We start from the raw sequence: 20220 nt of genomic DNA on the forward strand, positions 1-20220 counted from the left end.
ATCATGTTCCCACCTGCGAGAGTGTGCGGATGATGGCAATGAAACCTGCGCCGCCGGTGATGATCAGCAGACCCGGCAACAGGGTCAGCACCATGACGCCGGTCATTTTTACGGTGAGCTTGCCGATGCGTTCTTTCATTTCCATCTTGCGCTGCTCGCGAATTCTTTCGCTGAACTGCTGCAGCGGCTGCTGCACCGCGCCGCCGTAACGGTCCACCTGCGCGATCAGGCGGCCGATGGAGTTCATGTCATCGTTGTCGAATACGGTGGAAAAGCGCTTGAGCGATTGCTCGCGGGTACGCCCGTTCAGGTATTGCTGCGAGGCGATCTGCAGTTCCTTGCTCAGCACCGGCAGGGCGTGCGCGAATTCGTTTTGCACCACATGCAGGCTTTGGTCGATGGACAAGCCGACGCCCTGCAGCAGGCGCAGCAAGTCGATCAGCAGGGGCAGTTCTTCGGCGGCTTTGCGGCGCCGTTCTTTTGCCTTGGCCAGCATGACCCATTTCGGGATCATGTAGCCGATCCCGAAACCGAAGAAGCCGATGATCAGCAAATGCAGCACATCCTCGTCGGCGCGCACGATCCAGGCAATGATGGGAATACCGGCGCCGAGCAGCACGCGCGTGGCGAAGAACAAGGCCTTGCCGCGAATGTCGTTGACGCCGCACTGGTCCAGCAGCTGCCGGTCTTCTTCTGCGACCAGTTGCCGTCCCAGCGGCGTGTCGACCCATTGCGCGGCATAGTTCGCCAGATGATCCAGCCAGCGTTGCCTGGACGGGGCGGTGGGCGGCTGCTCCGGATCCGGTTGCTGCTGCTGGATGTCGATGCGCCGGTTCAAGACTTTTTCGCTGCGCCGCAATTGCCAGTCGCGCAGCAGTATGGCGCCGGCGATCAGCAAGGCCGCCGCTGCCAGCAACAGCATGGAGATGACGATCAGGCGTTCCTGTTCCATGGTTCCCTCACACTGATTTGGCCAACCGGTACAACCAGTAGGCGCCGACGAATTCCATGACGGTGGCGCCGAACAGCAGTTGCTTGCCGACGCTGTCGTCCCACATCAACATGAACATGTCGTTGTTGAACATGACCATGAAGGCGCCCAGGCCGATCGGCATCAATGCCAGCACCCAGGCCGACAACCTGATCTCCGCCGACAGCGCCAGCAATTCGCTTTGCGCCTGTTCGCGATCGCGCATGAAGGAGGCCATGCGCTCGAGTACCGTGTCGGCACGGCCGCCGAAGCGCAGCGCCACGCCGATGACGGCGGCCACCAGGTTCAGTTCGGTCAGGCGGAATGTGCGGGCTTCCTGCGCTAAAGCATGTTCCAGGCTGCGGCCGGCCTGTATCAGCAGATTGGCCCGATTCAGCGGCTCCTTGAGCGGCGCATCGATGGTCAGCAGCGCCGCCTGGAAAGAAGACTCGAGGCTATTGCCGATCGTTGTCAGGCGCACCATCGTATCGAGAAAGGCCGGCAATTGATGCACCATCTTCTGGTGGCGCCTGGTGATTTTCAGCCATAGGCGGAAATACGCCAGCACGAGGTACATCAGCACGGCGCAGACGGTCGACAGCACGCCGCCGAAAACCATCGCCAGTATCGCCAGCACCAGGCCAGGCAACAGCAGTCCGGCATACAGCGCAATTCCCGGCACGACGCCCGCGCGCAGCCAGAAGTGACGCCACAGGCGAGGGCCGGGTTGGGCCGGCAGGAACAGCGGCTGGTCGCTGCCGTCCGCGTCAGCGTCGAGCGTGGGCGCCATGCTGCGTATCTGCTGGTTGACGAAGTCCGACGTGGCGTTTTGATGCAGCCGGGATTTGGCGTTTTGCCACAGCAGGATGCCCAGCGCCAGCAGTAGCACTGCTACGGCCATCAACCATAATGCGGGGGCAGTCATCAGTTCCTCCGCGGCGGGTTGCCGTCGCCCGCGTTTTGCATCAGGCGCCGTTTTTGCAGTTTCGGAGAATGCGGCTGTATGCCCAGCGACACCCAGCGATCCTTTTCCTCGCCGTCTGGCGTGTTGTAGCTTTCGTGGCGATACAGTTCCTGGGTGGTAATGATGTTGTCGCCGACGCCGGTGATTTCGGTGATCGACATGATGCGGCGCCGGCCATTGGAAAGGCGCGCGATCTGCACGATGAAGTCGAGCGCGCCGGCGATCTGCCGCCGCAGGCTCGATTCGCTGCCCTGGAAGCCGGCGAAGCCGGCCAGCATCTCGATCCTGTGCAGGCATTCGCGCGGCGTATTGGCGTGGATGGTGGCCATCGAGCCGTCGTGGCCGGTATTCATGGCTTGCAGCATTTCCAGCACTTCGGCGCCGCGCACTTCGCCCACGATGATGCGGTCGGGACGCATGCGCAGGCTGTTGCGGATCAGGTCGCGGATGGTCACCGCGCCGGAACCTTCAAAGCTGCCGATGCGCGACTCCAGGCGCACCACATGCGGATGGTTCAGCGACAGTTCGGCGGTGTCCTCGATGGTCACGACGCGCTCATTGTTGGGGATGAAGAAGGCCAATGCATTGAGCAGCGAGGTCTTGCCGGAACTGGTGCCGCCTGAGATCAGGATATTGCAGCGCGCCTTGACCGCCTGCTCAAGCAGGTTGAACAACTGGTCGTTCAGTGTGCCGAGTTCTTGCAGATCGGCCGGCTTCAGCGGGTCTTTGCGGAACTTGCGGATGGACACCATCGGGCCGTCCACCGCCAGCGGCTCGATCACGACATTGAGGCGGCCGCCGTCGGGCAGGCGTGCATCGACCATGGGATTGGATTCGTCCAGGCGGCGGCCGAGCGGCGCCAGAATCCGGCGCACGATGCGCAGCAGGTGGTTGTTGTCGGTGAAACGCAGGGTTTCCCGCTCCAGCACGCCGTGGCGCGACACGAACACATCGTTGTAGCCATTGATCAGGATATCTTCGACGGCGGCATCGCCCAGCAGGTCTTCCAGCGGCCCCAGCCCGGCCAGTTCCTTGGTCAGCGAATCGGCGATCAGGCGCACTTCGTTTTCATTGAGCGGTATATGCCGCAGGCGCACAAAGCCGTCGACATCCAGATTGACGAACTGCTGGATCGCGGTGCGCGACCAGCGTCCGAATTCCGCGCCCAGCTCTTCGATGCGCGTCAGCAGGTTGTCGTAGGCAGCGGTCTTGATATCCTGGAACCGCTGGGTGTTGACGAAGGATTCGTTGTCGTCGGCCAGATCAATGTGTTCGCTCATCTCGCTTTTTCCTTATCTGCATCCATGATGTTTTTTATCGAAACAGGACACCGGACAGCCAGCGGGACAACGTCCCAGCACCATTTATTTTCACTACCGAGCCCAAGGTTTTTTCGACCAGCGTCTCGAGCGCATGGAGATAGGAATCGCTACCGACGATTTCGTGCAGCAGCTTGCCCTGATTGGCGCTGCTCATCAGCGATGCGGTGCGATCCGGTATCGCGGCCGCCAGGTTCAGCTGGAAGCGTTCGGCGATCTGCTCGGCGCTCATGCCGTATTGCTTGTTGTAGCGATTGACGATCAGCTGCCGTGGCGGAGTTGCCGTTACGCTTGCATGCAGGTCGAGTTCGGCAATCAGCGCCGCCAGCGACACCAGCGAACCGGCGCTCTGGTCGGTCAGCAGCCATGTCTGGTCGGCCGTGGCGGCCATCTTGCAAGCCAATGCGGGATCGGCAAAGCCGCCCAGGTCCATCACCAGCACATCGAAGTACGAGCGCAGCAGCGCCAGCACCGCCACGATATCGGCAGCGGCCAGGCCGCTGATCTGGTGCGCGCTGCGCGGGATGGAAATGATCTTGATGCCGCTGCGGCTGCGCGTCAGGGCCGTCTGAATCAGCGTCTGGTCCAGGCGATGCCGGCTGCGCACGACGTCGGCGAAATGAAAACTGCCGGAGGCATTCAGGTATAGCTGGCCGTCGCCCGCCGGCAAGCCCAGGTCGAGCAAGGCGACCCGGAATTCGGCCTGGCCGGCGATGTGGCGCTGCTGCAAAAGGTCGGCCAAATGCACTGCCATGGTGGTGGTCCCGATGCCGGCGCGGGCGCCGAGCAAGGCGATCAGGACGCCTTGCTGCGAATCCTGTGCGGAGGAGGTGGCGCCCGACGCAATCAGCTTGCGCACGACGTCGCGCGCTTCGACCGCCGCCGCCGACATGTCGATGAAATGATTGACGCCGGCGCGCAGTGCAGCCACCGCGCCTTCCGGGTAATTCATCGTGCCTACGGCGATCAGCAGGCAATGCGGCATTTCTTTTTTCAGCGTCTGCGCCAGCGCGATCATGTCGGCCGCGCAATTGGCGATGCTGCTGCCGCAATTTCCCGAGAAGTCCAGAAAGACCAGGCGCGGCCTGGATTCACCGATCTGGGCGGCGAGCAGGGGCAGCGCCACCAATTCCTGTTGCTGGACCTGCCACTCGTTCAGTGCTTGCGCCAGCCAGCGCGCATGCGTTCCGTTTGACGAGCAGAAGACAAACCGGTTGGCGTCAGCAATGGTGGTGGCACCGTGATCAGTTTTATCCATAAGGGAAGTCAAGAATGATCTCCACGGTTATTTTGAAAAACCTGGCAAATCGTCGCCGCCCGCATTGCCCATCAAGTAGGCGCTCCACGCGTTGGTCGGCGTGTCGAGTTTTTCCTTGTCGGCGCCCGGCATGGCCAATTTGACGCCTTTGGCAATCGGATTGACCAGTTTGGGCGTGACCACGATGACCAGTTCCTTTTCATCCCGCGAATAGCTCATGCTGCGGAAAAAAGTGCCGATGATCGGCAAGTCGCCGAGGAAGGGCACCTTGCTGAGGCTGGATTTGGTGGTGCGCGACACCAGGCCGCCGATGACGAAGCTCTCGCCGTCGCCCAGTTCAACGGTGGTCTCGGCGCGGCGCGTGGTAATGGCCGGAATCGATACGCCGCTGCTCACCAGCGCATTGGTGTAATCGATGTCGCTGGCTTCCGGCGCCACCTTCAGGGCGATCCGGTTGGGCGCGAGCACCGTCGGCGTCACGGTGAGGCCGATGCCGAACGGCTTGTAGACAATGGTCGTGGTGCCGAGACCACCCGACTGCGGAATCGGCAGTTCGCCGCCCGCCAGGAAACTGGCGCTCTGGCCCGACAAGGCCGTCAGCGTGGGCTGGGCCAGCACGCGGGCCAGGCCATTGTTTTCGATCAGTTCCAGCGATGTTTGCAGATTGAAGCTGCCGCGCTTCAAGCCAGTCACCAGGTTGAATGCGGAAGTCGTTGGCGTTTGCAGCGGCACGCTGGCCGGCAGGTTGTTGCTCAACCCGAAGGTGAAGTTGCCGCGCGCCAGATTGAACAGGAAGCCGAAGCCGGCTTCTTTCAGCGCCGTCCTGCTGAATTCGACGATTTTGACATCGATCTGCACGACGCCGCCGGTGGCGATGGTGGCCGTGTCGATGACTTTGTCCTTGCCCACGGCATTGGCGGCAACCGCATTGCTGTAAGCATGCTCCAGCAGCGAGGGCGACTGGCCGCGCAGCAAGGCGCTGTCGTCATTGATCTGCAGTTCGGCGCCGCCCGGGGCCGGCGGCTGCTGGCGCTGCAACTGGCTTTGCACCGTAACTTGCCAGACGCGGCTGCTGCCGTTGCGCTGCCATGCGGTGACGGTGGTTGTGCCGCTTTTCTTGCCGACCACCAGCACGCTGCCCTGGCGTTTTGCGGAACCGCGCAGGACCACGATATCGGCCACATCCGGATTGGCGACGGCGATGCGCTCCAGGCCGGCGGGGATAGCCAGCTCGCGCTGCTCATGTACGCCGAGATGCACACTGGCATCGTCCGCCATGACTGAAATTGTCGGCAGCAGGCTTGTTGCAACCACGAGAGCCTTGCATATATTCATGTTCTTCCCCATGTCGGTTCGGCACAAATTCCAGGTTCAGGCTGCGGCGCAATCAGAAATTAACGTTCTCCCGATGTGTTCCCTTGATGACTTCCAGCGTTCCGGCTGCGTGTCTGTTCTCTCCGGCGACGCCTTTGCGAGGCGGGGGCGAGACGGGGGTTCCTTTGGCATTGCCGCCGCTCCAGCTGGACAGGTCGATGCCGGCAAATGCCTGGTTGTCAGCCGTCTTCAGGGCGTCTTTTTGGTTGCCGGTCAATTCGGGCTTGTTGCCCAGGACCTTTTTCGGCGCCGCAAACAGGTCGCCATCGGCCACACCGGTGTCGTCGGGATGGCGCAGCGCCAGGCTCAGCTTGCCGTTCTGCATGGCCAGCAGCAATGGATTGACCTGATCGACCGGGGTTGCCAGCACGGCAGTGCGGGCCTGGTTCTGGGATGGGTTTTTGGGGAGGGAGTCGCCTGGCGCTTCGCCGATCACGTTGGCGCCGTAGGCCAGCACCAGGCGTCGCGATGCCAGCAGCCGTGCCTGGCTTTTCTCGACATCGGTACCTTGTTTCAGCGTGAAAAACACGTCCACATAATCGCCGGCCTCGATCTTGTTGCCGGCCGCGGCGACTTCATCGATGGGAATTGCCACCGCACGCTCGCCGGCCTCCAGCTTGAGCGCCAGTCCATGCACCAGATTGCTGTCCGTGATGAGCGTCTCGGCGGCGATATCGGTCGCCGGAATTTTGCCGATCACGCTGCGGATGTCCCGGTATGTTCCCGCAATGGTGGTCGGCAAATTGAGCAGCTTGACGCTGTCGGCAGTGATCGGCACGCCTTTTTCCAGCTTCCTGGCGGCCACCACGTTGGCATAGACGGCGCTATTGGCCATCGGGGCGTTCGCTGGAACGATCACCGTCTGCTCCCTTCGCCCCATCCACCAGGCCAGCGCCGCCAGGCTTGCCGCCAGCAGCAGCAGTATTACCGCTGCTATTTTGGTTAGTTTGCTCATGCGAACATCGCTCCCATGAAAGTCTCGGGTGTATCCGTCAGTTGATCTGGACCACTGCCGAACTGCTTAACTGGTTGGGCACCAGCACGCCTATCAATGAGCCGAGCACCAGGGGCACCAGCGGATTCTGCTGGTAGTTGGGGTAAGTGACGGTCACCTGGTAGCAAGTGCCGCCATTGGCGTTGTATGGGCAGGCGGCGAGCAAGGTGCCGGTGAAGGTGATGCGGTTGCCAAGCCACGATGCGACGCTGCCAGGGCCGACTGCCGCGCTTTGCGCATTGGATGTGCGCACAGTGGTGGTGGCGGCATAACGCATGGCGGCGCGGGCGCCTTCGCTAGCCGCCAGCGTGATGGATTGCTGGGCGACCAGGATCAGGCCGTAAGTGATGATGCTGTAAAAGATGATAAAAAAAACCGGAAAGACCAGTACGAACTCCAGGGCGGCAACGCCGCGCTGCCGATAGATGGAAGGATTGGCAGCATCGGCAGCATCGGCAGCATCGGCAGCATCGGCAGCGCGGCTGCGCCGGTTTTTTCTGAGCGGCCGCAGCAGGCCGGACCACCACCGGCGCAATGCCATGCAGAGAATGGTCCACAGATACTGTGACGCCAGCACGGTCAGGCAACAGCATGTCCATATTCTTGCCATGGCTATCTCCTCGATGCATGCATCCCGCTTCAGCCCTGTTTGTACAGCATCGTCAGGGCCGCCGCGATCGCCAGATAGGCTGCGTACGGGATACCCTGCCGTCCTTGTCTTGCATGGCACATGCGCTGGTATAGCGCGTTGTCGGTAATTTTTTCGATGGCCCAGCTCATGCCGGGCAGCAAATACATCATTCCCTGTCGCGACAGGTAGATGGCGACCGCATGCACGCCGGCCAGCAGGCTGCCGATCAGCCAAAGTGGAATCAGATACTGCGGCCCCAGCAACAGTCCGAGCAGGGCGAAGAACTTGGCATCGCCGGCCCCCATGGCGCGCAGGGCATACAAGGGGATGAACAAGGCCAGGCCGACTGTTCCGCCTATCAGCGATTGCCATCCGTCAATGCCGCCGATGCCGTGTCCGGTCACTGCCAGCCACGCCAAGTGCAGCACTAGAAAGAACAAAAGCAGCCTGTTCGGCACCCGCCTGAACAGCAGGTCGTACACCAGCACGCCGATGTACAGCGGGAGCAACAGGATCGTCATGGGCAACATTCCTGCATCAGGAACGGGGATGCAATATGCCGACGTATCCGCATATGCCGCACGCGCATTCCCGATCCTCCATTGCGCATTGGCTCAGACTGCCGCAGTGAGTGCGGTGACAATCAGGCCGAAGATGCGAATCAGTTGCGTGCGGGCGCTTTGCAGGGAGCCAATGATGGCTACGACGATCAGGCCGGCGATCAGGCCGTATTCAATGGCGGTTGCGCCTTCTTCGTCGTGCAGGAATTGCATGATTTGGTTTTTCATGTCCATCTCCAGAATCGTGTAAAAGTCGGTTTTCTATTTCCTCATTTCGGCAGTCATGCATTTCCTGGCCACGCCGGATCACAAGCCGCCCTCTATTGCGATCACGTTTGTCAGTACCATCTCATCGCCTTCTCCTCTCTTCGGAATAACCCGCGTCCCCGGTGTTGGCGGGCAATTGGAAAGACTGGTGCGCCGTTGCACCTCGGTTCAGACCGCCGCAGTGAGTGCGGTGACAATCAGGCCGAAGATACGAATCAGTTCCGTGCGGGCGCTTTGCAGGGAGCCAATGATGGCCACCACGATCAGGCCGGCGATCAGGCCGTATTCAATGGCGGTTGCGCCTTCTTCGTCTTGCAGGAATTGGATCAGTTGGTTTTTCATGTTCATCTCCGGAATCGGGATAAAAGTTAGTTCGCTACATCGAATGTCGGCAGTCATGCATTTCCTGGCCACGCCGGATCACAGGCCGCCCTCTATTGCGATCACGTTCGTCGATACCATTTCATCGCATGCTCCTCTCTTCGAAACAGGCCGAATTGCCAGTGTTGACCGGTACTCGGCAAAACCCTTCTTCGATTGTTCGGATAGGCCAGTCGTCGAAGGTATTTTCTTAATCGAATTGATAGGTGTAAGACATATTCAGACGCAAAGGCCTGTCGTCGGAATTGATCGGTTTCTGGCCGACGGGCTGGGCGATCGACAGGTCGAGCGAATAGTGGCGCTGGTCGGAAAAGCGCATGCCGGCGCCGATAGAGGCGATCTTGTTATGCGACAGATCGCCCGAGTTCACATAAGCCCGTGAAGAATCCGTCATTACATAGGGCTGAATCTGTTTCAGGTAAGTCGCATCGAAAGGAATCGCGCGATTCAGTTCCAGCGACAGGCCCCAGCCCTGGTCGCCGGCAATTTCGCCGGCAGGATAGGCCAGCCCGAACAGTTTGGAGCCGAAGCTGATTTGTTCCGATAGCGGCAAGACGCTGCCGCTCAATTGCCCGCTGCCGCTGAGTGCAGCGCCGAATCCGGCGGGCAACTGGTAGGTTTGCGTAAACAGCGTTTTCAGACGCGTGAAATTGAGGTCGACATTGCTGTTGGTCAGGCTCGCGCCCGCCGTGTTCATGCCTTGATAGAGGCCGAGCGACAGTTGCGTGCTGCCTTTTTCAAGCAGCTTGGTCCAGGCCATTTCAAGGCTGAGCGCGCGGATGCTGGAGCGCACCTCGATCACAGGCACCAGCGCAGGCACGGAGCGGGTGTAACGCACGGTGTTCTCTGCCGCATAAGCGCCGCCGGTAAGCGTGAGGTTGGTGCGGTTGTTCAGGATCAGCGGATAACTCAGCGAGGCGCCGAGGCGCCGGGTTTTGTTCAGATAGGTCGCGTTGAACTGTTGCGGGACCAGGCTCTGGTTTTCCGGCTCGCCGCTGTAATCCGAAAGATTGAGCTGGAACTGCAAGCCTTGTTTGCCGAGCGGTTGGGCATAGGTGAGTCCGTAATATTTTTCGTTCAGAGGGCCGCGCGGTACCAGCGTGCTGACCGTAATTTGTTCGCCCAGCGGCGTCAGGCCGTTTTCGGTCGCGCTGATGATGCCGCGCAGGCTTGAGGTCGCATTGTCCAGGCCGGCGCCCACCGTTACCGCCTTGCGCTTGACGTTGAGCACCATTTCCGCCGCGCCGTCGGTGGCTGGCGGCGGTTTGACCGTGGCATTGATGAGCATGCCGGGCTGCAGGCTCAGGATGCCGGTGATGCGTTCGAAAGTCGCGCTGCTCAGCGGGCGATCGTTCTTGAGCTGTTCGGCAATTTCGCGCAGGCGTCCTTCCGAAGCACCCGGGTTGCCTTCGATGTTGACTTCGCTGACATAACCTTCCACCACGTTGACGACCACGATGTTGTTGTCGAAGGTTTGTGCCGGGATAAAGGCGAAAGACAGCGGATAGCCTTTGTCCTTATACATTTGGGTGACGTTATTGGCCGCTTGCAGCAACTCGGCCACGGTGACTTCCCGATTGGCCAGCCCGGAAAATTGCGCAGCGACGGCGTCAAAGGGCAGGGTCTTTACGCCTGCGATCTGAAAACGCGAAGGCACGATGCGGCTGGCCAGCAAACGTTGCAGCGCCGGGTCCTGACCTTTCGTCTGGATATCGACGTCCATCGTTTGCGGCTGCGCGGGTTCCACTTTGGGCAGGCTATCGAGCGGATTGCCCGCACCAGGACTGCGGACATCCGCCGCGTTGGCGCTGGTAAATGGCAGCCCCCAATACGACATGTAGAGCGTAGCTATTAAGGCAATACTATTGGTAGTTTTCTGCATAGCAACTTCCCTTTTGCTAGCATGCAACGTTCTTTATTTTGTCTTTAAAGGCTAGGCATCTGCGCGGTATTCGCAGAATGTAACGTAATTATTAAATCACGTAACAACTTAATAATTAGTTTAATTTTGACTAGCGTCAAATATTTTTGTGAATATTTTGTTGCAAACACGCAAACGCATGTTTAGAGAACGCCCGGCTAAGCGAGCGTATCCACGGCTTTGCGCCGTATTGACGACAGTGAAATTAATTGTTTTTTTCGAACATCATGTCGATGGGATGGGGGGAACCCCGTGATGAGAAGATCCTTGGGACACCAAATTTTTTCTTCCAGCGGTAATAGCTTTGTTTTGAAACACCGACTTCCTGGCAGGCATCCTGCACAAGGTCGCCGGTGGCGACAAAGATTTCGATCTGTTGCAGCTTGCTGAAAATTTCTTCCAGTGAGTATTGTTTGAGCGACATATTGTTTTCCCCTTGATCGATAGGAATGCGCGCCGTTTGTTATTTGCATCAAAGCCGGCGCGCATGCTGTCGTAATTATTTTTTAGCCCCGAGCAAGTTGCCCAAAAGGTTGGTGACCGGAGCCAGGATGTTGTTGGTGCTGCCCGTGGTGCCGGTACCGCTGGTCACGGGTGCGGTTGTGACGACCGGCGCTACTGCAACGGTAGTAGTGACGGTATTGCCAGAGAGGGCGCCGGTCAGTGCGGTCAGCGTATTGGTGACGGGCGCCAGCAAATTGGTCGTGCCGGTGCCGCCGGAGACTGTACCCAAGCCGCCGCCGACCAGCGTGCCGATGGTATTGGTGACAGGCGACAACAGGCCCGTGCTGCCGGTGCCGCCGGCGAGGCCGTTCAGGCCAAGGCCGTTGGTCAGGGCGACGACCGTATTGGTGACAGGGGCTAGCAGATTGCCTGTGCCGCCGCCGGTGAGACCGTTCAGGCCAAGGCTGTTGGTCAGGGCGACGACTGTATTGGTGACGGGGGCGAGCGGATTGCCTGTGCTGCCGCCGATCGTGCCGAGTCCGCCGCCGACCAGGGCGCTGAGCGTGCCGGTGATCGGCGCCAGCAGATTATCGGTGCCGCCAATGCCACCCACGCCACCCAGGCCGCCCAAGTTACCCAAGCCGCCGGTGAGGGACGCCAGTGTATTGGTCACGGGTGAGAGTAAATTGCCTGTACCCGTGCCTGTACCCGTACCGGTGCCGCCCAGATTGCCCAGGCCGCCAAGCAAGCCACCGATAATATTGTTGTTGGACGTCGTGCCGCCGGCGGGTTGCAGCAAGATGCCGGCCGCGTTGACGGTATTGCCGGCCGAGGTGACGATGACGCCCAGGTTATTCACGATTGGCACATCGCTCTTGGTCACGGTGCCGCCAAGATTACTCACCGTTCCGCCCAGATTCGTCAGCAAGTTCTGTACGGGTTGGCCCAGGCCGGTTTTGGTTCCGACAGTTTGGGTCAGCGTGGTCACCTTGCTGGTAATCGGAACGATCACGTTGCTCAGTGTTTGCGTAATCTGTTCGACCGGGCCGGTCGTCAGTAGCTTGGTCACCGGTGTTGCCAGGCCCGACACCGTTTTGCCGGCCTGAGTCACCAGGCCGCCCAGCGGTGCGGTCACCGGCGCCAGCACGGACAATTGGCCGCTGCCCAGATTCGTCACCAGCTGTCCTGCGCTTTGTACGGTTTTGCCGGTCTGGTCGACCACATTGCCGGTGCTCGCCACGGTCACGCCGACCGGATTGGCGACGACGCCCATTTGTCCAAGACCGCTGCTGATGCCATTGCCGAGAGCGGAAACGATGCCGCCGGTACTGGTCACGACATTGGACAAATCGGTTTGCGTTTGCTGCGGCACGATTGGCAGATTGAGCGAGCCAACGGTTGTGCCGACTCCGGAGACGGCATTTCCTGTCGCGGTGACGAGATTGCCGACGCTGCCGGTGACGGCTCCGGTCGGAGTCACTGTCGGAGTCGGTGTCGTGGGTGTTGTGGGTGTCGTGGTGCCTCCGTCGCCGCCACCGCCGCCGCCGCTTCCGCCGCCCAGGCTGGTACCGGTGGAGCCACTGCCGCTGGCGCAACCGCTGAGCACCAAGATGAGGGTAAGAGCCGCGGCGCCCCAGACGCGTTTATTTAAGATGTTCATGTTCACTCTCCTTTGTTCGAATTCAGAGTCAGATGTGAAGACTCGGCATACTTAAATGGCAAAGTGCGTGCCATGAAAAAATGCCTGGTTCCAGAACTGTTTGAATATTTTTCGGAGAGTGATATTTCTTATTTAAATCAATGACTTACAATTTTTATTTGGTTGAATTCAGATTTTTTTGATGTGCGCGGAAGATGTCGTTACGTGTTCTCTGTAACGTTACGCCGGGAACAAAATGTTTCGGATACGGCGCGAATTGCCGACGGTTTTGTCCATGCCGGAGACCATCCGGATCTGGTCGCACTGTGCTCTGTTCCCGCTGTTGCGACTGTACATGCAGCCATGCGGAGGCTTGTCCTAGACTCGCCGAATCTGGAATCAATCCGTTCGCACCGAGATCATGGCTAAACCGAGAATCGAGCAGTACAACCAACCCGCCGGCGGCTGGGGCGCGCTGAAGTATGTGGCGCTGAACCTGGTCAAGGAACACGTGGCAGACGGCAAGGGCATCCGCACCCTGTTGTCGCAGAACCAGCCCGACGGTTTCGACTGCCCCGGTTGCGCATGGCCGGACCGCGAACACACTTCCACCTTCGAATTCTGCGAAAACGGCGTCAAGGCCGTGGCGGCTGAAGCCACCAAGAAGCGCGTCACCGCCGAGTTCTTCGAACAGCACACCGTGGCCGAACTGATGCAACAGTCCGACTATGAGCTGGAAGAACACGGCCGCCTGACCCATCCGATGGTGTACGACGCCGCCACCGACAAATACCGCAAGATCGACTGGCAGGGCGCGTTCGACCTGATCGGCAAGCACCTCAACGCCTTGTCCGACCCGGATATGGCCGATTTCTACGTCTCCGGCCGCGCCAGCAACGAAGCAGCCTTCCTGTTCCAGCTGTTCGTGCGCCAGTACGGCACCAATAATTTCCCCGACTGTTCCAACATGTGCCACGAGCCGACCAGCGTCGGCTTGCCGGGCACGGTCGGCATCGGCAAGGGTACCGTGCTGCTGGACGACTTCGACCTGTGCGACACGCTGCTCCTGTTCGGCCAGAACCCGGCCACCAACCACCCGCGCATGATGGGCGAGCTGCGCCATGCGTCCAAGCGCGGCGCCACCATCGTTGCCATCAACCCCTTGAAGGAGCGCGGCCTGGAGCGCTTCGCCGATCCGCAAAGCAAGGTCGAGATGCTGACGCTGGGCAGCACCCAGATCAGTTCCATGTTCATCCATCCGACACTGGGCGGCGACCTGGCGCTGATCAAGGGCGTCATCAAGCGCACCATCGAACTGGATGACGAAGCCGTGGCCGCCGGGAGCGAGCGCGTGCTGGACGTCAAGTTCATCGAAGAACATACCGCCGGCTTTGAGGCGTTTGCCGCCGACGTGCGCGCTGAAAGCTGGAGCGAGATCGTGGAAGAGTCCGGCGTCTCGCGCGAAGATATCGAGAAGCTGTCGCAGGTTTATGTCAAGGGCAAGGCCGTGATCGCCACCTGGGGCATGGGCCTGACCCAGCACAAGCATGCGGTGGGTGCGATCCAGCTGCTGTCGAACATGATGATGCTGCGTGGGAACATCGGCCGCCCCGGCGCCGGTCTGTGCCCGGTGCGCGGCCACTCGAACGTGCAGGGCGACCGCACGGTCGGTATCGACGAAAAGCCGACTCCGGCCTTCCTCGACCGTCTCGAACAAGTCTTTGAATTCAAGGCGCCGCGCCATCACGGCAACGACACCGTGGGGTCCGTCATGGCCATGCTGGAAGGCCGCACCAAGGTCTTCATCGGCCTGGGCGGCAACTTTGCCATGGCCACGCCCGATACCTACCGCACCTTCGACGCCATGCGCTCGTGCAACCTGACCGTGCACATCACCACCAAGCTCAATCGCAGCCACCTGGTGCACGGCAAGGATGCGCTGATTCTGCCGACCATGGGCCGCACCGAGATCGACGTGCAGAAGTCCGGCCCGCAAGGCGTGACGGTGGAAGACTCGATGAGCATGGTGCACGTCTCCTACGGCATCAACAAGCCGGCTTCGCCCGACCTGATGTCGGAGACCGCGATCGTGGCCCACATGGCCGAAGCCACCATGAAGTCGCGCAACAACGGCAAGAAGATCGACTGGCTGTGGTACGCCGAGGATTATTCACGTATCCGCGACGCCATCGAAAAGGTGTACGACGCCTTCAAGGGCTACAACGAGCGCATCACCCATCCGGGCGGCTTCCACCTGGGCGTGGCGTCGCGCGACCGCGTCTGGAAGACCGATACCGGCCGCGCCAACTTCATCGTCCATGCGATCCCCAAGGACACGCCGATCCATCGCGCCCGCAAGATCCACGGCGACAAGCTGATGACGCTGATGACCACGCGTTCGCACGACCAGTACAACACCACCATCTACGGCCTGGACGACCGCTACCGCGGCGTGTTCGGCCAGCGCCGGGTGGTGTTCATCCATCCCGAGGATCTGAAGATGCTGGGCCTGAAGAACGGCGAATGGGTCGACATGGTGAGCGTGTGGGACGACGGCGTGGAGCGCCGCGCCAACGGCTTCCTGCTGGTCGAGTACGATATCCCGCGCGGCTGCATCGGCAGCTACTACCCGGAAACCAACCCGCTGGTGCCGCTGGAGAGCTTCGCCGACCGCGCCCGCACGCCGACTTCCAAATCCATCCCGGTGCTGTTGTCGCGTTCGGCGGTACAGCAGGCCGCGGCCTGAGCGTGATGGCGGACGAAGACGCCTTGCCGCCGGAAGTGCTCGCCATCCTCGGCGAACTGCAAGCCGACCATGAGCGCAGCGGCGGCGCGCCGTTGTCGCTGGCGCGGCTGTCCAAGCGCACGCAGTTGCGCATGAGTACGCTGCGGCGTTTCCTCTCGGCCCTGGAAGAGGCGGGGGTGTTGAAGGTGGAGTTGAACGAGGATGGCACCGGCAGCGCGCAATTGCTGTTGCCCTCCGAGGGATGACATGTTTGAACGGGTTCTGACGCCTACGCCGACAATTCCAGCACCAGTTTCCCCACCAGCTTCAACGCTTGTTCCATCTCGCGCGACCACGGATAGCTGTAGTTCAGCCGGATGAAATGGCTGTAGCGGTTGGTCGCCGCGAAGATGCGTCCCGGCGCCACCGTGATCCCCAGCGACAGGCAGCGCCGGTACAGTTCCATCGCGTCTACCCTTGACGGCAATTCCACCCACAGTACATAGCCGCCTTCCGGTTCCGACACTTGCGTGCCGTCGGGGAAGAAGCGCAGCACGAAATGGCGCATCAGGTCGCGCTGCTGGGCGAAGGCGCGGCGCACCCGGCGCAGGTGGCGCTCGTAGCCGCCTTGTGTCAGGTATTCCGCGATGGCCCGTTGCGGCGCGGTGGGTGTGGTCAGCGTGTTGAGGAACTTGAGTTTTTCCACCTGCGCGCGATAGCGCCCGGGCATGGCCCAGCCGATGCGGTAAGCCGATGTCAGGCTTTTGGAAAATGAGGAACAGTGCAGCACCAGGCCTTCGCGATCGTAGTTCTTCAGTGAAGAGGGATGGGCATTGCCGTAGTACAGCTCGCTGTAGACGGCGTTTTCGATCAGCGGCATCTGGTGCCGTTCGGCCAGCCGCACCAGTCGCTCCTTCTCGCCGTCGGGCATCTGGAAGCCGAGCGGGTTCTGGAAGTTGGGCATCACCATGCAGGCCGCCACCGGCTGCGTTTTCATGATCTGTTCCAGCGCATCGACATCGATGCCTCGTTGCGGATCGGTCGGGATTTCCAGTGCGCGCATGCCCAGGCGTTCGATCGCGTGCAGCATGGCGTAGAAGGTCGGCGTCTCCACCGCGACAGTGTCGCCCGGGCGCGCCACCGCCTGCAGGCACAGGTTGATGGCTTCGGTGGCGCCTACCGTCACCACGATTTCCTCGGGATCGACCTTCAGTCCATTTTCCAGGTAGCGCCGTGCGATCTGCCGCAGCAGGTCGGGATGGCCCGGCGGCAGGTCGTCGAACACGCTGGAGTGGCTGGCGTCGCGCATGATCTTGCCGGCGTATTGGCTCACCCGCTGCGAGGGAAACAGCGCGGGATTGGGGTAGGGCGAACCCAGCGGCACGGTGCCGTCTTGCTGGATGGTCTTCAAGGTGGCCAGCACCAGCCGGCTGACATCGACCTCGGTGGATCGCTGGTAGGCCGGATTGTCCTGGCGCGCGCTGCGTTTGGCGGCGGGCTTGTCGGATGCCGGCGCCTGCTCGCGGACGAAGTAGCCGGATTGCGGGTGGCTTTCGATGATGCCGCGGCTTTCCAGCAACTCGTAGGCACGCACCACGGTGGTCACGCTGACCTTGCGCTGCTGGCTGGCGATGCGTACCGAGGCAATGCGTTCGCCCGGCAGCAGCACGCCCTCGCGGATGGATGCCGCCAGCTGGTCGGCGAATTGCTTGTACAGGGGAGTGGCAGCCATGTTGGGCGGTTTTGGGGGCGATGTTAAGTGTTAGAGTGGTCGCCTGTATTCTACAAGGCCAAGACCATGATCACCGTGCATCACCTGAACAATTCGCGCTCGCAGCGCGTGCTGTGGCTGCTGGAGGAGCTGGGGCTGGAGTATGAGGTCAAGTTCTACCAGCGCAACCCCAAGACCATGCTGGCGCCCAAGGAGCTGCTGGCGGTGCATCCGCTGGGGAAGTCTCCGGTGATCACCGATGGCGAACTGACCATCGCCGAATCCGGCGCCATTGTGGAATATTTGCTGGAGCGCTACGACCAGGGCCGGCTGTTGCCTGCGGCCGGCACGCCCGAGCGCCTGCGTTACCGCTATTGGCTGCACTATGCGGAAGGTTCGGCCATGCCGCTGTTGCTGCTGCAATTGATCTTCAGCAGGCTGCCCAAGGCGGTGCCGGCATTGATCCGGCCGGTGGCCAGCATGATTGCGGGCGGTTTCAGGAAGCAGATGATTGCGCCGCAACTGGGGCGCCACCTGCATTTCATGGAGGCGGAGCTGGGCAAGGCGGAGTGGTTCGCCGGAGCGGCGTTCAGCGGGGCCGATATCCAGATGAGTTTCCCGGTCGAAGGCTTGCGCGCCCGCGGCGGGCTGGATGGCCGCTATCCCAACCTGCTCAAGTACCTGGAAGCGATCCATGCGCGGCCCGCTTACCAGCGCGCGCTTGAGCGCGGCGGCCCGTATGGGCTGCTGAGCTGAGACCCAGATCCCGGCCTACACCGGCAGGCTGATCACCGCACGCAGGCCGGATGGCCGGTCTGTGTCGCCGCGATTTTCGAGCTCCAGCCGTCCGCCGTGCGCTTCGATGCATGAGCGCGCAATCGCCAATCCCAATCCAACGCTGCCGCCATCCTTGCCGGCATTGCGGTTGCGTGCGGCATCCAGCCGGACGAAGGGTTTGAATACTTCCGGCAGCTTGTCGGCAGCAATGCCAGGGCCGTCGTCGTCCACATGGATGTGCAGGGAGCCGCCGGCTCCTGAGGACACGGCCAGCCGGGCGCGCTGGCCGTAGCGCACCGCATTGTCCACCAGGTTGCCGATGGCGCGCTTGAGGCTCACCGGGCGGCAACGGTACGGCAGCGCGCCAGGCGCGCCGCTGCGCAACCGCACCAACTGTACATCGCGGCCCTGGGCCAACTGATCTTCCACCACGTCGCGCAGCAGCGTGCGCAAGTCGACTTCGCGGGTGTCTTCATTGCGGGCATCGTCGCGCGCGAAGCGCACGGTTTCTTCCACCATCACGCGCATCTCTTCCAGGGTGCGGATCATGGCGGTGCGCAGTTGCAGATCGTCCACCATCTCGGCGCGCAGGCGCAGCGAGGTGATCGGTGTGCGCAGGTCATGGCTGATGGCGGCCAGCAGGCGGGTACGGTCTTCGATGAAGCGCGTCAGGCGTTCTTGCATGAGGTTGAAGGCGGAGGTGACTTCGCGCGCTTCCGACGGTCCGCTTACCGGCAGCGGGCCGACCTGCTCGCCGCGGCTGACGCGTTCGGCGGCATGCGCCAGCGCCTTGATCGGACGCAGGATGCGGCGCACGAACAGGAACACGATTACCAGCACCGGCAGCGTACTGACCGGCACGGAAAAGCGCAGCGGACGCATCCATGCCTGCGACATCACGGGATGCTGCAAGGTGTTGAGCCATTGCCCGTCCGGTGTGCGCATGGCAATGCGCAAGTCGCCATGGCGCGCGCTGTGGCGTACCAGGCTGACGCGTACGTCGTGGGCTTCCAGGCCCAGCGAGGCTTGCAGTTTTTCGGCGATGGCATCCTGGTCGTAGCCTTGCTGGCTGCCTTCATCGATATCGGCCGTCTTGCCCAGCATGTAATCCGCATTGCCGTCGCGTATGGCTTCCAGCGCCTGGCGCGCTTGTGCTTGCGGCAAGGTGCCCAGCCGCCACGCCATGGCGGCATGCTCGACCATCTGGTCGCGTGAGATGGAGTGGATGGTTTCGCCGTTGGTCAGCACGACCGACAGGCCGATGGCATGCGCGGCCACCAGCCCGAGCAGCAGCAGGCCGACCAGCTGGCCTGCCATGGTGCGCGGCCACAGCTTCATGGAAGGACCGGTTCGGCGCGCACCTGCGCGGCGAACAGGTAGCCGTTGCCCCATACAGTCTTGAGCAGGCTGGGGCGGCGCGGATCGGGTTCGAGCTTCTTGCGCAGGCGGCTGACCTGGCTGTCGATGCTGCGGTCGAATACTTGCGCATCGGCGCCGGCGGTAAGGTCCATCAGCTTGTCGCGCGAGAGCACGGTATTGGGGTGGGTCACCAGGGCGCACAGCAGGCGGTATTCGACGCTGGAAAGGGTCGTGGCCATGCCGTCGCGGTCACGCAGTTCGCGGCGTTCGAGGTCGAGCGTCCACTCGTCGAAGACGTAGCGGTGGACGGCGTCATGGCCGGCGGTTTTCTCGGGCGCGTCGTCCGCAACGGCGACCGGCAGGCTGCGGGCGATCCGGCGCAGCACGGCCTTGATGCGCGCCACCAGCTCCTGCGGTTCGAAGGGTTTGACGATGTAGTCGTCGGCGCCGGTTTCAAGGCCATTGACCTTGTCCGCACTGGACGACATCGCCGTCAGCAGGATCACCGGGGTGCCGTATTGTTCGCCAATGTGGCGGCACAGCGACAGGCCATCTTCGCCCGGCATCATCACGTCCAGCACAACCAGGTCGAATGCCTGCTTGTGCAGCAGGCGGCGCGCCTGGGCGGCGTTGAACGCCATGCTGACCAGCATGCCCTGGCGGCGCAGGTAGGCGGCAAGCGGTTCGCAGATGTCGAGGTGGTCGTCGACCACCAGGATATGGCGATCGATATTGGGTGGGTATGGCATGTGTTGCCCTTCTCGTATTGCGTCGGGAGGCTTGGCGCGCTGGCGCAGTGGGTGGCCGGGATTGCCACATATTGACAAACTTTTCCCAATTTTAAATGAATATAATTCTCATTTGCAAATGCATTAAAACTCCAACCTGATCACAATCCAGTGCCGGTGCGGCTTTGCGGGGACTTT

The 20220-nt window shown here is 61.4% G+C and carries 19 protein-coding genes; 3 read left to right on the plus strand and 16 right to left on the minus strand.

Going from position 1 to position 20220, the window contains the following annotated elements:
- Position 1 precedes the first annotated feature (1 nt).
- The 13 genes from AKL28_RS06105 to AKL28_RS06160 all read right to left on the minus strand — a co-directional run bounded on the left by AKL28_RS06105 (position 2) and on the right by AKL28_RS06160 (position 12743).
- Complete coding sequence (locus tag AKL28_RS06105; protein WP_050467198.1) at positions 2-952, minus strand: type II secretion system F family protein; 951 nt, start codon at positions 950-952, stop codon at positions 2-4.
- Positions 953-959: 7 nt separating this feature from the next.
- Complete coding sequence (locus AKL28_RS06110) at positions 960-1895, minus strand: type II secretion system F family protein (RefSeq protein ID WP_050467199.1); 936 nt, start codon at positions 1893-1895, stop codon at positions 960-962.
- Positions 1895-3214, minus strand: coding sequence for a CpaF family protein (locus tag AKL28_RS06115; RefSeq protein ID WP_050467200.1), 1320 nt, complete (start codon positions 3212-3214; stop codon positions 1895-1897). Before AKL28_RS06115 ends, AKL28_RS06110 begins: the two co-directional genes overlap by 1 nt.
- A gap of 34 nt (positions 3215-3248) precedes the next feature.
- Positions 3249-4511 (minus strand): P-loop NTPase family protein, encoded by a 1263-nt coding sequence (locus tag AKL28_RS06120; protein WP_050467201.1) that lies wholly within the window; start codon positions 4509-4511, stop codon positions 3249-3251.
- A gap of 27 nt (positions 4512-4538) precedes the next feature.
- A complete protein-coding gene (locus tag AKL28_RS06125; protein ID WP_231602353.1) occupies positions 4539-5825 on the minus strand; it encodes a type II and III secretion system protein family protein in 1287 nt (428 codons plus the stop codon).
- Positions 5826-5898: 73 nt separating this feature from the next.
- Positions 5899-6840, minus strand: a complete 942-nt coding sequence (cpaB, locus tag AKL28_RS06130) for a Flp pilus assembly protein CpaB (RefSeq protein WP_082221383.1) — start codon at positions 6838-6840, stop codon at positions 5899-5901.
- A 37-nt stretch (positions 6841-6877) separates the two neighbouring features.
- On the minus strand, positions 6878-7489 hold the full coding sequence (locus AKL28_RS06135) for a TadE/TadG family type IV pilus assembly protein (protein ID WP_231602354.1): 612 nt from the start codon (positions 7487-7489) through the stop codon (positions 6878-6880).
- A 29-nt stretch (positions 7490-7518) separates the two neighbouring features.
- Positions 7519-8031, minus strand: coding sequence for an A24 family peptidase (locus AKL28_RS06140; RefSeq protein WP_169801820.1), 513 nt, complete (start codon positions 8029-8031; stop codon positions 7519-7521).
- 93 nt (positions 8032-8124) lie between these two features.
- A complete protein-coding gene (locus tag AKL28_RS06145) occupies positions 8125-8298 on the minus strand; it encodes a Flp family type IVb pilin (RefSeq protein ID WP_082221389.1) in 174 nt (57 codons plus the stop codon).
- A gap of 207 nt (positions 8299-8505) precedes the next feature.
- Positions 8506-8679, minus strand: a complete 174-nt coding sequence (locus AKL28_RS23840; RefSeq protein WP_082221384.1) for a Flp family type IVb pilin — start codon at positions 8677-8679, stop codon at positions 8506-8508.
- A 229-nt stretch (positions 8680-8908) separates the two neighbouring features.
- Complete coding sequence (locus AKL28_RS06150; protein ID WP_050467206.1) at positions 8909-10600, minus strand: ShlB/FhaC/HecB family hemolysin secretion/activation protein; 1692 nt, start codon at positions 10598-10600, stop codon at positions 8909-8911.
- 244 nt (positions 10601-10844) lie between these two features.
- A complete protein-coding gene (locus AKL28_RS06155; protein WP_050467207.1) occupies positions 10845-11063 on the minus strand; it encodes a helix-turn-helix domain-containing protein in 219 nt (72 codons plus the stop codon).
- A gap of 75 nt (positions 11064-11138) precedes the next feature.
- Positions 11139-12743 carry a collagen-like triple helix repeat-containing protein gene (locus AKL28_RS06160; protein ID WP_050467208.1) on the minus strand — a complete coding sequence of 535 codons (1605 nt, stop codon included), beginning with the start codon at positions 12741-12743 and terminating at the stop codon, positions 11139-11141.
- Between the two features lie 400 nt (positions 12744-13143).
- Between AKL28_RS06160 and AKL28_RS06165 the strand changes: the two genes are divergently transcribed.
- Entirely contained in the window at positions 13144-15468 is a 2325-nt protein-coding gene (locus AKL28_RS06165) for an FdhF/YdeP family oxidoreductase (protein WP_174525349.1), read from the plus strand.
- Positions 15469-15473: 5 nt separating this feature from the next.
- Complete coding sequence (locus tag AKL28_RS06170) at positions 15474-15713, plus strand: helix-turn-helix domain-containing protein (protein ID WP_050467210.1); 240 nt, start codon at positions 15474-15476, stop codon at positions 15711-15713.
- Positions 15714-15736: 23 nt separating this feature from the next.
- On the opposite strand, the gene AKL28_RS06175 is transcribed toward AKL28_RS06170, so the two are convergent.
- On the minus strand, positions 15737-17179 hold the full coding sequence (locus AKL28_RS06175; protein ID WP_050467211.1) for an aminotransferase-like domain-containing protein: 1443 nt from the start codon (positions 17177-17179) through the stop codon (positions 15737-15739).
- A gap of 66 nt (positions 17180-17245) precedes the next feature.
- Here AKL28_RS06175 and AKL28_RS06180 point away from each other — a divergent pair, with 66 nt between their 5' ends.
- The gene (locus AKL28_RS06180; protein ID WP_050467260.1) at positions 17246-17914 is read left to right on the plus strand and encodes a glutathione S-transferase; all 669 of its coding nucleotides are present in this window, start codon (positions 17246-17248) and stop codon (positions 17912-17914) included.
- Positions 17915-17929: 15 nt separating this feature from the next.
- Here the strand turns inward: AKL28_RS06180 and AKL28_RS06185 are convergent, their stop codons facing one another.
- Both AKL28_RS06185 and AKL28_RS06190 read right to left on the minus strand, forming a co-directional pair.
- Entirely contained in the window at positions 17930-19273 is a 1344-nt protein-coding gene (locus AKL28_RS06185; protein ID WP_231602355.1) for an ATP-binding protein, read from the minus strand.
- Positions 19270-20043, minus strand: a complete 774-nt coding sequence (locus AKL28_RS06190; RefSeq protein WP_156226247.1) for a response regulator — start codon at positions 20041-20043, stop codon at positions 19270-19272. The genes AKL28_RS06185 and AKL28_RS06190 overlap by 4 nt, the downstream gene beginning before the upstream one ends.
- Positions 20044-20220 lie beyond the last annotated feature (177 nt).

The organism is Herbaspirillum chlorophenolicum, from assembly GCF_001189955.1.
GTDB classification, from domain to species: domain Bacteria; phylum Pseudomonadota; class Gammaproteobacteria; order Burkholderiales; family Burkholderiaceae_D; genus Herbaspirillum; species Herbaspirillum chlorophenolicum.